The following is a 13,519-nucleotide window of genomic DNA, read 5'->3' on the forward strand; positions in this document are numbered from 1 at the left end:
GGGCAGGGTCGGCGGATAGGGTGCGGGGCATGGGAATCGCCGCGTCCGGGGAGCCGGTGGTGGTCGACCGCGCCGCCGGGGTCGGCGGGGAGCTGGTGCTGCGCCGCGCCGGCGCCGACTACGAGATCATCAGCAACGGCGTGTTCCTCATGGACACCCGCAACGGCGAGTCCGAGCGGCTGCTGGTGCGCGCCGCCGTGCAGAGCCTGGACGGGCGCGGTCCGGCGGGGCGGAGCCCGGGCGGGCCGGTGCGGGTGCTCATCGGCGGGCTCGGCGTCGGGTTCTCCCTGGCCGAGGCGCTCGCCCTGCCGCCGGTGGCGCACGTCACGGTCGTCGAGCGCGAGCCGGCCGTCGTCGGCTGGCACGCCGCCGAGCTGCGGCCCTGGTCGGGCGGCGCGCTGGACGACCCCCGCGTCACCGTCCGCTGCGCCGACCTCCTCGACGTTCTCGCCGACCCCGCGGCCGGCCGCTTCGACGCGCTGTGCCTGGACATCGACAACGGCCCCGACTGGACCGTCACCCCCGGCAACGCCCGCCTCTACGCCCCCGCCGGCCTGGACCTGCTCACCCGGCGGCTGGCCCCGCGCGGCGTCCTGGCGGTGTGGAGCGCCGCCGCCGCGCCGGCGTTCGAGGCGCTGCTGCGCGAGCGGTTCGCGCGGGTGGACGTCCGGCCGGTGCCGGTGCCGCGCGGCGAACCCGATGTGATCTACCTCGCCTCCGGCTCCCGCCCGGCCGGGTGAGCGGCCTGTACAAAGCGGGCGGGGCGGTTTCTGTAGCCCGCGTGATCCACCCCGGACGACCCGTTCGCTAGGTTTCGGCCTGACAAAACGTTTTTGGGAGGATCTGTGGCTACTGCCCACGCAACCCAGCGGCGCCCCGCCGTCCTGGGCGACCTGCTGCCCGGTGCCCTGGCCCGCGACGCCGCCCTCGTCGCAGGCGCCGCCGCCCTCGTCGGCCTCGCCGCGCAGATCGCCGTCCCGCTGCCCGGCACCCCCGTCCCCGTCACCGGGCAGACCTTCGCCGTGCTGCTCGCCGGCGCCGCGCTCGGCGCCGGCCGCGGCGCGCTCGGCATGCTGGTCTACCTGCTCGCCGGCATGGCCGGCGTCCCCTGGTTCACCGACGGCGCCTCCGGCACCGGGTTCCCCACCCTCGGCTACATCATCGGGTTCGTGGCGGCCGCCGCCGTCGTCGGGCGCCTGGCCGAGCGCGGCGGCGACCGGACCCCGCTGCGCACCGTCGGGACCATGCTCGTCGGGACCGCCGTCATCTACGCCGCCGGCGTCCCCTACCTGATGGCCGCCCTGGACGTCGACCTGGGCAAGGCCGTCGACCTGGGCATGACGCCGTTCCTGGCCGGCGACGCCCTGAAGGTCCTGCTGGCCGCCGGGCTCCTGCCGGCCGCCTGGAAGCTCAGCGGCACCGCCCGCCGCTGACCCGCCGCCCCGGCCCGGCACCGTCCCGTCCCGCCCGCGCCGCCCGCATGGGGGCGGGACGGACGGGCATGACGGACGGGCATACGGACGCCGGGAACGCCGCGGCCGGCCCGCCCGGATGTGGCGCACGCCTCACCCCGCGCCCCCGCCCCGCCCGTTTGAACAGGTTCAAATCTGGCGTACAGTGGCCCGTGTGAAGCTCGCCGCGACAGCAGCACCGGACCGACTCACCGTGCGCACCGTCCCGGTCCCCGACCCGGGCGACCTCATCGCGCGGCTCCCCCACCCTTCCGCGCTGGCGTGGATCCGCCGCGGCGAAGGCATCGTCGGCTGGGGCGAGGCCGCCCGCCTCACCGTCACCGGCGGCGACGACCGCTTCACCGCCGCCGCCGGCATGCTCCGCGAGCTGTTCGGCGCCGCCGCCGTCGACGACACCGCCGCCGTCCCCGGCTCGGGGCCCGTCGCCTTCGGCTCCTTCGGCTTCGACCCCAAGTCCCCCGACTCCACCCTCATCGTCCCCCGCCGCATCCTCGGCCGGCGCGGCGGACGCGCCTGGCTCACCACCATCGGCGACGACACCGACCCCCTCGCCCTCGCCAACCCGCCCCAGCCCCCCACCGGCCTGCGGTGGAGCGGCGGCGCCCTCCCCGAACACGACTGGGCAGCCGCCGTCGCCGCCGCCGTCGACCGCATCCGCGGCGGCCGCCTCGGCAAGGTCGTCCTCGCCCGCGACATCACCGCCCGCGCCGCCGCGCCCATCGACGCCCGCGTCCTGCTGCGCCGCCTGGCCGCCCGCTTCCCCGCCTGCTACACCTTCTCCTGCGCCGGCCTGGTCGGCGCCACCCCCGAACTGCTCATCCGCCGCACCGGCGACACCGTCGAATCCCTCGTCCTGGCCGGCACCACCCCCCGCGGCGGCACGCCCGCCGACGACCGGGACCGCGCCGGCCGCCTGTTCGCCTCCGCCAAGGACCGCGAGGAGCACCGCTACGCCGCCGAGATGGTCCGCGACGCCCTCACCCCCCTGTGCGCCGACCTCACCGTCCCCGACCAGCCCGAACTGCTCACCCTGCCCAACGTCATCCACCTGGCCTCCCCCATCCGCGGCCACCTGGCCTCCGACCGGTCCGTCCTGGACGTCGTCGCCGCCCTGCACCCCACCCCCGCCGTCTGCGGCACCCCCACCGACACCGCCCTGGACCTCATCCGCGAACTCGAGGGCATGGACCGCGGCCGCTACGCCGGCCCCGTCGGCTGGGTCGACGCCCGCGGCGACGGCGAATGGGGCATCGCGCTGCGCTGCGCCGAGATCGACGGCACCCGCGCCCGCCTGTTCGCCGGCTGCGGCATCGTCGCCGACTCCGACCCCGCCGCCGAACTCGCCGAGGCCCGCGCCAAGTTCCGCCCCATGCAGTACGCCCTGCACGGCTGACCAGAACCCGGCCCGAATCCGGCACCCCCGACCCGGCACACTGAGACGATGCGCGCGAGCCGGCTGCTGTCCCTCCTGCTCCTCCTGCAGGCCAGAGAACGCATGACCGCACGCGAACTCGCCGCCGAACTCGAAGTGTCCGTCCGCACCGTCTACCGCGACGTCGAATCCCTCAGCGCCGCCGGCGTCCCCATCTACGCCGACCGCGGCCCCGACGGCGGATACCGGCTCCTCGGCGGCTACCGCACCCGCCTCACCGGCCTCACCGAATCCGAAGCCGCCTCCCTCCCCCTGACCGGCCTGCCCGGACCCGCCACCCAGCTCGGCCTCGGCGACGTCCTGGCCGCCGAACTCAAACTCATGGCCGCCCTCCCGCCCGGCCCCCGCAGCCGCGCCGCCCGCATCCGCGAACGCTTCCACCTCGACGCGCCCGGCTGGTTCCGCACCCCCGACGACGTCCCCCACCTGCACGCCATCGCCGACGCCGTGTGGAACCAGCACCCCATCCAGGTCCGCTACCGCCGCTGGCGGCACCCCCAGCACGTCACCCGCACCCTCGACCCCCTCGGCGTCGTCCTCAAAGCCGGAAGCTGGTACCTCATCGCCCGCCCCACCGGCACCACCGTCGAACCCCGCACCTACCGCATCTCCCGCGTCCTCGCCCTCACCACCCTCCCCGGACGCTTCGACCGCCCCGACGGATTCGACCTCGCCGCCCACTGGACCGCCTACACCCAGCGCTTCGAAGCCGACTCCTACCCCGAGCACGCCACCGTCCGCCTGTCCCCCGACGGCCTCACCCGCGCCCAGATCCTCCTGCCGCCCGCCATGGCCCGCGCCGCCCGCGCCGACGCCGGCCCGCCCGGCCCCGACGGATGGGTCCGCGCCGTCCTGCCCATCGAATCCGTCCGCCACGCCCACGTCGAATTCCTCAAACTCGGCGCCGACGTCGAAATCCTCGAACCGCCCGAACTCCGCGCGATGATCACCGCCACAGTCCGCACCCTCGCCGCCCGCTACACCACCCCATCTGGGACGATGACCCGCTGACCCCGGTACGGTCGACAACGACCCCAGCACCATTGAGACGGAGGACGAAGCACCCGTGGACATCGAACGGACCGCTTTGCCCGGAATCGGCCTGCAGCACGTCATGACCACCGCACGCGGCCGCCAGATCGGCGTCATCTCCCACCGCACCGGCCGCCGCGACCTGGTCATCTACGACAAAGAAGACCCCGACAGCTGCATCGCCACCGTCGCCCTCACCGCCGAGGAGGCCAACGCCATCGCCGAGCTCCTCGGCACCGGCCGCATCGTGGAACACCTCGCCGAACTCCACCGCCAGGTCGAAGGCCTCGTCACCGAGCAGTACCCCATCGCCGCGGGCTCCCCCTACGACGGGCGCCCCCTCGGCGACACCCGCGCCCGCACCCGCACCGGCGCCTCCATCGTCGCCGTCGTCCGCGAAGGACAGGTCCTCGCCAGCCCCCGCCCCGACTTCGTCTTCACCGCCGGCGACATCGTCGTCGTCACCGGAACCGGGGAAGGCACCGCCGCCGTCGCCCACATCCTCGCCCACGGCTGACCGCGCATGCACTCAGCAGTCCAACTCATCGAACTCGGCGCGATCATCCTGGCCCTCGGCCTCCTCGGCGCCGTCTCGGTCCGCTTCTCGATCTCCCCCATCCCCCTCTACCTCATCGCCGGCCTCGCCTTCGGCTCCGGCGGCATCCTCCCCCTGACCACCAGCGAGGAATTCGTCTCCATCGGCGCCGAAGTCGGCGTCATCCTCCTGCTGTTCACCCTCGGCCTGGAATACACCGCCGGTGAACTCGTCGGCACCCTGCGCACCTCCGCCCCCACCGGACTCGCCGACCTCGCCCTCAACGCCGCCCCCGGCGTCGCCGCCGCCCTCATCCTCGGCTGGGGCCCCGTCGCCGCCGTCGCCATGGGCGGCATCACCTACGTCACCTCCTCCGGCATCACCGCCAAAGTCATCGGCGACCTCGGCTGGCTCGGCAACCGCGAGATCCCCGCCCTGCTGTCGGTCCTGGTCTTCGAAGACCTCGCCATGGCCGCCTACCTGCCCATCCTCACCGCCCTGCTCGCCGGCGCCGGACTCCTCGGCGGCGCCGCCGCCCTCGGCATCGCCGCCGCCACCATCACCGTCATCCTCTACATCGCCCTGCGCCACGGGAAACTCGTCGAACGCTTCGTCGCCAGCCCCAGCGAAGAAGTCCTCCTCCTCAAAGTCCTCGGCCTCACCCTCCTGGTCGCAGGCATCGCCCAGCAACTCCAGGTCTCCGCCGCCGTCGGCGCCTTCCTCGTCGGCATCGCCCTGTCCGGCACCCTCGCCCACACCGCCCAGAAACTCCTCGCCCCCCTCCGCGACCTGTTCGCCGCCGTCTTCTTCGTCTTCTTCGGCCTCCACACCGACCCCGCCGCCCTGCCGCCCGTCCTCGCCATCGCCGCGGCCCTCGCCGCCGCCGGCGTCCTCACCAAGATGGGCACCGGCTGGATCGCCGCCCGCCGCGCCGGCGTCGCCACCACCGGACGACTCCGCGCCGGCGCCGCCCTCGTCCCCCGCGGCGAATTCAACATCGTCATCGCCGGCCTGGCCGTCAGCGCCGGAACCAACCCGCGCCTCGGCCCCCTCGCCGCCGCCTACGTCCTCATCCTCGCCGTCGCCGGACCCGTCCTCGCCCGCACCACCGAACCCCTCGCCGCCCGCCTCCGCCACCGCCGCGCCCAGCGCCGCGCACCCCAGACCGACGACGACGTGCCCGTCGTCCCCCGGCCCGTCCACACCGGCGACACCGGCCCCACACCCACCATCTCCTGACCCGCCCCGGCCACCCCGCCGCCGGCCGGCGTCACGCGGCGGAGGGCTGGCACCCCGGACACCAGAACAGGTTCCGGGACGCCACCTCCGCCGCCGCCACCGGCGTCCCGCACACCAGGCACGGCAGCCCCGCACGCCGGTACACGTACACCTCGCCACCGTGATCGTCCACGCGCGGCGGCCGCCCCATCGCCTCCGGCGTGTGCTCCGGACGGACCGTGTCGATCCGCCCCGCGCGCACTCCTTCCGCCATCAGCAGCACCAGATCGTCCCAGATCCCCGCCCACTGCTCCGCCGACAGCCGCCGCCCCGGCAGCCGCGGATCGATCCCCTGCCGGAACAGCACCTCCGCCCGGTAGATGTTCCCCGGCCCCGCCACCACCGACTGATCCATCAGCAGCACCGCCACCGGCGTCCGCGACCGGCTGATCCGCCGCCACGCCACCTCCGGATCGGCGTCCGCCCGCAGCGGATCCGGCCCCAGCCGGTCCCGCAGCAGCTTCACCTCGCCCGGCTCCAGCACCTCGCACGTGTTCGGCCCCCGCAGATCCGCGAAACACCCCCCGCCCACCAGCCGCAACCGCACCAGCCCCACCGGCTCCGGCGGCGGCGCCGCACCGAACCCGAACCGCCCGTAGATCCCCAGATGCACATGCAGCGTCACATCGTCGTCGAACCCCAAAAGCAGATGCTTGCCGTGCGCGTCCGCCGCCACCAGCACCCGCCCGTCCAGCCGCCGCGCCCCCTCCGCGAACCGGCCCTGCGGGCTCGACGCCGCGACGGCATGGCCGCCGAACATCCGCTGATGCTCGGCGGCCAGTCGATGAATCGTGTGTCCCTCCGGCATGGCCGGAGCATAGCCCCGCCCCTACCGCAGCGGCTCCCCGATCTCCCGCATGTGACCAAGAGCCCGCCGGTACGACTCGATCAGCCCCGTCTCGGCGTAAGGCAGCCCCACCGCCGCGCAGTGCTCCATCACCAGCGGCCGCACCCGCCGCAGGCTGCACCGCGGGACCCCCGGGAACAGGTGATGCTCGATCTGGTAGTTCAGCCCGCCCATCAGCCAGTCGGTGACCGCCCCGCCCCGCACGTTCCGCGACGTCAGCACCTGCCGCCGCAGATGCCCCCACCGCTCACCCGGCCCCGGCATCGCCATCCCCTTGTGGTTCGGCGCGAACACCGCACCCAGATGCACACCGAACAGCGCGTGCTGCACCGCGATCAACGCCACCGCCTGCGCCGGCGGGAGCAGCGCGAACGCCAGCCCCAGATACCAGGCCGCGTGCACCAGCAGCAGCCCGCCCTCCACCAGCCGGTCGCGCCGGGAACGGCCCCGCAGGAACAACAGGCTCCCCACCTTCAAGTTGACGCCCTCCAGCGTCAGCAGCGGGAAGAACAGCACCGCCTGATGCCGCGCCACCCACCGCAGCACACCCCGCTTACGCCCGGCCTGCTCCCGCGTCCACGCCAGCACCCCCTCCCCCACGTCCGGGTCCTTGCCCACATGGTTCGGGTTCGCGTGATGCCGGTTGTGCTTGTCGTTCCACCACCCGTGCCCCATCCCCAGCAGCAGGTTGCCCAGCAGCAGCCCCAGCCACCGGTTCGCCCGCGCGGTCCGCGCGATCTGCCGGTGCCCCGCGTCATGCCCCAGGAACGCCGCCCGCGCCGCCAGCACCGCCAGCGGCACGCCCAGCAGCACCGTCCACCACCCGGCGCCCGCCCACGCCACCGCCCCCCACACCGCCGCCGTCGCGGCCAGGTTCAGCGCGATCGCCCGCGCGTAGTAGCCGCGGCGGCGCTCCAGCAGCCCGCTCTCGCGGACCCGCCGCGCCAGCGGCGCGAAATCACTCCCGGCACGCCGCCCGGAAGCTCCGGACGAAGGGGAAGGAGCGTACAGGGTCGCGGTCATGAAACCTCCAGTTCGAGCACGAAAACGACTGCTCGAACGCTACGGAGCGTGAACCCGGACGGTCGCCACGCCGCGGAGCCAATTCCGCCCTGGCTCGCAGGTCCCGGCTTCCGCCCCCGCCCCTCACCCCAAAGGGCCTGTGATGACCCGAACCCCCGCATACCCTCCGCGACCGGCCCCTCCGCGACCGGCCCCTCCGTGACCGGCCGCGCCGCCCCCCGGAACCGGCCGCCACAACGACGGCATGTGGCCGCCACAGCACATCACTGCTTCCCCACCCGCCCCCCGCCCCCGCACACTGGTCGCGATCTTCTCCAGCTACACCACACGGGGGATAACACCCATGTCACTGGTCCCGGCCACCCGCGACCTCGAAGGCAAAGTCGCCCTCATCGTCGGCGGCACCCGCAACCAGGGCGCCGCGTTCGCCGAGAACGCCGCCGCCCGCGGCGCCACCACCGTGATCAGCTACAACGGCGACGAAACCGCCGCCAAGACCACACTCGCCGCACTCCTCGACCACGGCGTCACCGCCGAAGCCGTCCGCTCCGACGCCTGCGACTCCGCCCAGGTCGACGCCCTGTTCGCCCAGACCGCCGAACGGTACGGACACCTCGACATCGTCGTCCACACCCCCGGCGCCGTCATCAAGAAACCCCTCGCCGACCACACCGACGCCGACTTCGACCACCTCATCAACCTCAACACCCGCAGCGCCTTCAACACCCTGCGCGCCGCGGCACGCCACCTCGCCGACAACGGCCGCTACGTCGTCCTGTCCACCACCCTCACCTCCGTCATGACCGGCCCCTACGGCCTGTACTCCGGCTCCAAGGCCGCCGTCGAACGCATGGTCCTCGCCGCCGCCAAGGAACTCGGCGCCCGCGGCATCACCGTCAACGCCGTCGCCCCCGGCCCCATCGACGACGACTTCTACCGCGCCGCCGAAACACCCGAATCCATCGAGGCCGCGACCCACCACAGCCCCCGCGGGCGCCTCGGCTCCCCCGACGACATCGCCCCCCTCGTCGGATGGCTCATCGGCGCCGACGCCGGCTGGGTCTCCGGCCAGACCCTGCGCGCCAACGGCGCCATGTTCTGACCCGGTCACCGTTCTGCCCCCACTACCGCGGCGGATCGCCGGGCGGTCGCTCAGTCCCCCGCCCACCCGGTGATCCGCCGCACCTCGGCGACCAGCCGCGACACCAGCGACTCCGGGGCCCGCGCCGTCCACACCACGGCCAGGTACGAGGGCGCCGCGTCCACCACCGGCACCCACCGGACCCTCGGCGCCGGGAAGTATGCGGCCAGCGGCTCGGGCGCCAGCCACACCCCGCGCCCCCGCGCCACCAGGATCAGCCGGTCCTCGATCCGCTGCGCCGCCGGACCGCGCAGCGCCGGCCGGCCGTCCGGACGCGGCTCGGCCAGCCAGTGCCGCAGCACGTCCTGCGACACCACCACCTTCGGCACGATCACCGGCTCGTCCGCCAGGTCCGCCAGCACCACCGACTCCCGTGACGCCAGCCGGTGCCCTTCCGGCAGCGCCACCATCCTCCGGTCCTCGCGCACCTCGGCGTACCGCAGGCTCCCGTCGCCCGCCGGCGTCCACAGGAACGCCGCGTCCGCCCGGCCGCTCGCCAGCAGCTCCAGTTCCTCCGGCAGCGTCGACACCGTCACCAGCTCGATCACCACGCCCGGGACCGCCGCCTCCATCGCCTCGGCGACCTCGATCGCGAACTCGGCCGTCGCGTGCGGCTTGCACACCAGCCGCAACCGGCCCGCCTGCCCCGCGGCGACGGCCCGCACCCGCTCGACCAGCGCATCGGCGTCCGCGATCACCGCTTTCCCGCCCGCAGCCAGTTCCTCCCCCGCGGGAGTGAGCAGCACACCCCGCGAGGTGCGCACCAGCAGCGTCACCCCGAGCGCCCGCTCCAGCTGCCTGATCTGCGAGGACACCGCCTGCTGCGCCAGATGCAGGCGACTCGCGGCCCGTGTGATGCTGTGCTCCTCACTGACGGTGAGGAAGGAGCGCAATTGGTAGAGGTTGAGAGCGGTCACGGCCCAATTCTCGTCAACGGCGCCACCCGCGCAAATCGGCGGCCACCGCCGCGCTATAAGGTCATAAGTCATGGACGGTGGCACACGGTGGATAGAACTGGACGGTGCGGTCAACGCCCGCGACCTCGGCGGACTCCCCACAGCCGACGGACGGACCACCAGGCGGGGCCGCGTGCTCCGCTCCGACAACCTCCAGGACCTCTCCGTCGCCGACGTCCGCGTCCTCCTCGACGACTACGCCCTCAAGAACGTCATCGACCTGCGCAGCGAAGCCGAGGTGCGGCTCGAAGGCCCCGGACCCCTCACCCGCATACCCTCCGTGACCGTCCACCAGCTGTCGCTGTTCCCCGAAGCCGGCAGCCGCACCGACGTCGCCGCCGGGGCGGACGCCGGCACCGACGCCGACGCGGGCGCCGACGTGGACAGGGCGCTCCCCTGGCGGGACGAGCGCCCGGCCGGCCACTACCTGGGCTACCTCACCGACCGCGGCGACTCCATCGTCGCCGCCCTCCGCGTCATGACCCGCACCGACGGCTCCTCCCTGGTGCACTGCGCGGCCGGGAAGGACCGCACCGGCGTCGTCTGCGCCCTCGCCCTCGACGTCGCCGGCGTCACCCGCGAGGCCATCGTCGCCGACTACGCCCAGACCGGGGAACGCATGGAGGCCGTCCTGCGGCGGCTGCGCGCCAGCGACACCTACGCCGCCGACCTCGACTCCCGCCCGGCCGGGGCCTACGTGCCCCACGCCGCCCTCATGGAAAAGCTCCTCGCGCGCGTCGACGAGGAGTTCGGCGGGACGCTCGGCTGGCTCGCCGGCCACGGCTGGACCCCCGAGGACACCGAGGCCCTCCGCGACCGCTTCCTCGCCCCCTGAACCTCCGCAGGCGGAGCCGCAGGCCCCTGCCTGGGCGAGTTCGTCCGTGGGAGGCAGAGGGCCGTCCGGAAAACCGTTTGAGCCCTCCTCACGCGTTCCCGTAGGTTGCCTTCGGCCCCCGTCGCAGCGAGGACAGAGGACGAACCGCGTGACCCCGCCTGCTCTCCAGACCTGACACCTTCTTCCGCACACCTGTAGCCGACGCGCTCGTCGGTTCCGCCGGGCTGCCCGCGTGCGCCCGGTCATACAGCGTTCGAGGCCGCGCGCAATCGGCCTCGTGTCAGGTCCAGAGAGATCATGTCTTCACAACCTCATACTGTGCTGCGCTGGGTCGTCCGCCGGACCAGGCTGCCGCTGCTGTCCGCACGCTGCACGGACTGCCTTTCGGAGTCGGCCACCGCCGGCGAGGGCAGGTTCCGCGTCAACGCCAACGGCAAGCTGCTGTCGGTCTGGCTGCCGGCCCGCTGCACGGACTGCGATCGCACGACCAAGCTCACCGTCCACGAGCGGGTTCCGGTCAGATCCTTCGATCCGGTCCTGCTCGACGGCTACCGCGCCAACGATCCGGAACTGGTGGCGTCCACGCTGCTCGATCCGCTGTTCGCCCGGCGCAACCGCGTCACGCTCGACTGGACGGGAGCCTGGCGGCTCCACGTACCGCCGGCCCGTCCCGCCGACGAGGCGTGGCCGGTGCGGGTACAGGTCGTCTTCGACGACCCGGTGCCGGTACGCCCGGACCGGCTCATCGCACGCGCGCTCGGCCTCAGCAGGAACGAGGCGCTGCGCCGGATCAAGTGCGACGTCCCGATGCGGCGGCCGACCGCCACCGGATTCACCTTCACCGTGATGCCCGCGGACTAGCGGGAAAGAGGCCGGGCGGGCCACGTGGCCCGCCCGGCCTTCGCATCTGCGACGACCGACGAGGGGCTGCTGCCTTGGTGGATGTTCTTGTGGTGCTGGTGTGGTTGGGATGCACACCGCCCAGCACCTTTACATTGTAAGTTCTTACTGGGACATGAGTGCCGCCGCGGCGGCGCCGCGGCTCCTCAGGTCAGGGTCGCGCGGACGGCGGCCTGGGCGGCCTTGCGCATGTCGGCGTGCAGGGCCGCGTTCGCCTCCCTGTCGGTGCGGGCCTCGATGATCCGCAGCCCCTCCCCCGCCATCGCCTTCGGCAGGTCCGCGGCCGCCTCCAGCCGCCGGTACGGGACGCCGTGCGCGGCCGCGATCCCCTCCACGTCCACCTGGTGCGGGGTGCCGAAGATCCGCTCGAACGGGCCGCGCAGCGCCGCCTGCGGCAGCAGCGAGAAGATCCCGCCGCCCCGGTTGTTCACCACGATCACCGCCAGGTCGGGGCGCCGGTCGTGCGGGCCGACGACCAGGCCGTTCTGGTCGTGCAGGAACGCCAGGTCGCCGAGCAGCGCATAAGAGCGGCCGCTGTGCGCGAGCGCCGCGCCCATCGCCGTCGAGATCAGCCCGTCGATGCCGCTCGCGCCCCGGTTCGCCATGATCCGGATGCCGCGGCGCGGGCGCATCACCTGGTCCAGGTCCCGGATCGGCATGCTCGACGCGGTGAACAGCAGCGACCCGCCCGGCAGCCCCGCCACCAGGTCGCGGGCCAGCCGCGGCTCGCTCACCTGCGGCACCGCGTCCAGCACCGCGTCCACCGCCGCCGCCGCGGCCAGGTCCGCGGCCCGCCACGACTTCAGCCACGCGTCGTCGCCCGACACCACCGGGATCTCCACCTCCGGCGCCACCTGCGTCGCCGACCGCACCGGGTCGGGCCAGCGCGCCAGGTCCGGGGCGAGGACGATGTGCTCCTCGGCGCGGCGCAGCAGCGACAGCAGCGGCCGCGACAGCCCCGGCTTGCCGAGCGTCACCACCACCTCGGGGCGGTGCCGCTCCACGAACTCAGGGACGCCCAGCAGGAAATGGTGCGACGACAGGGCGTGGTCGCCGTAGCGGGCGTTGCCGTTCGGCTCGGCCAGCACGGGCCACCCGGCCATCGACGCAGCCGCCACGTACCGCTTGACGTTCGACGCCCCGTCCCCCACCACCAGCACGCCGCGGCGCGTCGGCGGGACGTGCAGCACCGAACCCGGCGTCGCCGGCCGCACCTTCGTCCACGCGCCCGTCGCGTCGCCGTCGAGCGGCTCGCACCACGTCTCGTCGCCGTCGGGGATCAGCGGCTCGCGGAACGCCGCGTTCAGGTGCACCGGCCCCGGCGACGGCGCCTGCGCCACACCCCACGCGCGGCTGGCCAGCGACCGCCAGTACGCCACCATGCCGGGGCGGTTCTCCGGCACGCCGACCTCGGTGCTCCACCGCACCGCCGTCCCGTACAGCTTCACCTGGTCGATCGTCTGGTTCGCGCCGGTGTCGCGCAGCTCCGGCGGCCGGTCCGCGGTGATCACGATCAGCGGGACGCCCGACTCGTGCGCCTCGATCACCGCCGGGTGGAAGTTCGCCGCCGCCGTCCCGGACGTGCACACCAGCGCCACCGGGCGGCCCGAGCGCTTGGCCAGGCCCAGTCCGAGGAACGACGCCGACCGCTCGTCGATCCGCACGTGCAGCCGCAGCCGCCCGGACTCCTCGGCGGCCTGCAGCGCCAGCGCCAGCGGAGCCGACCGCGACCCCGGCGCCAGCACCGCGTCGGTCATCCCGCTCCGCAGCAGCTCGTCGACCAGCACGGTCGCCAGCGCGGTCGCCGGGTTCACGGCGCCGCCCCGATCAGCTCCGGCCCGCCCAGGTGCCGCTGCGCGGCCAGGGCCCGCTCGCGCCACCCCCCGGCGGGAGCCTCCCAGCGGCGCAGCGCCTCCTCGTCCACCTCGGGGCGCCGCACCTCGATCTCGCCGGCCACCGGGCGCAGCGGCTCGCCCACGACGTCGCCCTCAAGAAGCGACAGCGTGCCCAGCCCGCACGCGTAGCGCAGCTCCGGCAGCGCCGCGGCCAGCGCCACCCCCGCCGCCAG

General features: G+C 74.2%; 13 protein-coding genes and 1 pseudogene. 9 read left to right on the forward strand and 5 right to left on the reverse strand.

Annotation, left to right across the window (positions count from 1 at the left end; genetic code table 11):
* The first annotated feature begins 29 nt into the window (after nt 1–29).
* The 6 genes from ACIWVC_RS27825 to ACIWVC_RS27850 all read left to right on the forward strand — a co-directional run bounded on the left by ACIWVC_RS27825 (nt 30) and on the right by ACIWVC_RS27850 (nt 5,710).
* Complete coding sequence (locus ACIWVC_RS27825) at nt 30–740, forward strand: spermidine synthase (protein WP_396449890.1); 711 nt, start codon at nt 30–32, stop codon at nt 738–740.
* Between the two features lie 105 nt (nt 741–845).
* Nucleotides 846–1,433, forward strand: coding sequence for a biotin transporter BioY (locus ACIWVC_RS27830; RefSeq protein ID WP_396449891.1), 588 nt, complete (start codon nt 846–848; stop codon nt 1,431–1,433).
* 193 nt (nt 1,434–1,626) lie between these two features.
* The gene (locus tag ACIWVC_RS27835; protein ID WP_396449892.1) at nt 1,627–2,865 is read left to right on the forward strand and encodes an isochorismate synthase MenF; all 1,239 of its coding nucleotides are present in this window, start codon (nt 1,627–1,629) and stop codon (nt 2,863–2,865) included.
* 48 nt (nt 2,866–2,913) lie between these two features.
* A complete protein-coding gene (locus tag ACIWVC_RS27840; RefSeq protein ID WP_396449893.1) occupies nt 2,914–3,915 on the forward strand; it encodes a helix-turn-helix transcriptional regulator in 1,002 nt (333 codons plus the stop codon).
* A 55-nt stretch (nt 3,916–3,970) separates the two neighbouring features.
* A complete protein-coding gene (locus ACIWVC_RS27845) occupies nt 3,971–4,453 on the forward strand; it encodes a cation:proton antiporter regulatory subunit (RefSeq protein ID WP_396449894.1) in 483 nt (160 codons plus the stop codon).
* A 6-nt stretch (nt 4,454–4,459) separates the two neighbouring features.
* Nucleotides 4,460–5,710, forward strand: a complete 1,251-nt coding sequence (locus tag ACIWVC_RS27850; RefSeq protein ID WP_396449895.1) for a cation:proton antiporter — start codon at nt 4,460–4,462, stop codon at nt 5,708–5,710.
* 31 nt (nt 5,711–5,741) lie between these two features.
* On the opposite strand, the gene ACIWVC_RS27855 is transcribed toward ACIWVC_RS27850, so the two are convergent.
* Nucleotides 5,742–6,557, reverse strand: a complete 816-nt coding sequence (locus ACIWVC_RS27855; protein WP_396449896.1) for an Fpg/Nei family DNA glycosylase — start codon at nt 6,555–6,557, stop codon at nt 5,742–5,744.
* Between the two features lie 21 nt (nt 6,558–6,578).
* Nucleotides 6,579–7,619 carry a fatty acid desaturase family protein gene (locus ACIWVC_RS27860; protein WP_396449897.1) on the reverse strand — a complete coding sequence of 347 codons (1,041 nt, stop codon included), beginning with the start codon at nt 7,617–7,619 and terminating at the stop codon, nt 6,579–6,581.
* Between the two features lie 343 nt (nt 7,620–7,962).
* On the opposite strand from ACIWVC_RS27860, the gene ACIWVC_RS27865 reads away from it, so the two are divergent.
* Nucleotides 7,963–8,721, forward strand: coding sequence for an SDR family oxidoreductase (locus ACIWVC_RS27865; RefSeq protein WP_396449898.1), 759 nt, complete (start codon nt 7,963–7,965; stop codon nt 8,719–8,721).
* Nucleotides 8,722–8,771: 50 nt separating this feature from the next.
* On the opposite strand, the gene ACIWVC_RS27870 is transcribed toward ACIWVC_RS27865, so the two are convergent.
* A complete protein-coding gene (locus ACIWVC_RS27870; RefSeq protein WP_396449899.1) occupies nt 8,772–9,677 on the reverse strand; it encodes a LysR family transcriptional regulator in 906 nt (301 codons plus the stop codon).
* 70 nt (nt 9,678–9,747) lie between these two features.
* On the opposite strand from ACIWVC_RS27870, the gene ACIWVC_RS27875 reads away from it, so the two are divergent.
* Both ACIWVC_RS27875 and ACIWVC_RS27880 read left to right on the forward strand, forming a co-directional pair.
* Nucleotides 9,748–10,551, forward strand: coding sequence for a tyrosine-protein phosphatase (locus ACIWVC_RS27875; protein WP_396449900.1), 804 nt, complete (start codon nt 9,748–9,750; stop codon nt 10,549–10,551).
* Between the two features lie 318 nt (nt 10,552–10,869).
* Nucleotides 10,870–11,412 carry a DUF1062 domain-containing protein gene (locus ACIWVC_RS27880; RefSeq protein ID WP_396449901.1) on the forward strand — a complete coding sequence of 181 codons (543 nt, stop codon included), beginning with the start codon at nt 10,870–10,872 and terminating at the stop codon, nt 11,410–11,412.
* A 185-nt stretch (nt 11,413–11,597) separates the two neighbouring features.
* Here the strand turns inward: ACIWVC_RS27880 and menD are convergent, their stop codons facing one another.
* A complete protein-coding gene (gene menD, locus ACIWVC_RS27885) occupies nt 11,598–13,265 on the reverse strand; it encodes a 2-succinyl-5-enolpyruvyl-6-hydroxy-3-cyclohexene-1-carboxylic-acid synthase (RefSeq protein WP_396449902.1) in 1,668 nt (555 codons plus the stop codon).
* Nucleotides 13,262–13,519: pseudogene (locus tag ACIWVC_RS27890) on the reverse strand (O-succinylbenzoate synthase); the annotation flags it as partial. The pseudogene ACIWVC_RS27890 and the gene menD, both read right to left, overlap by 4 nt.

It is taken from the genome of Actinomadura sp. (genome assembly GCF_044508335.1).
GTDB lineage: Bacteria > Actinomycetota > Actinomycetes > Streptosporangiales > Streptosporangiaceae > Spirillospora.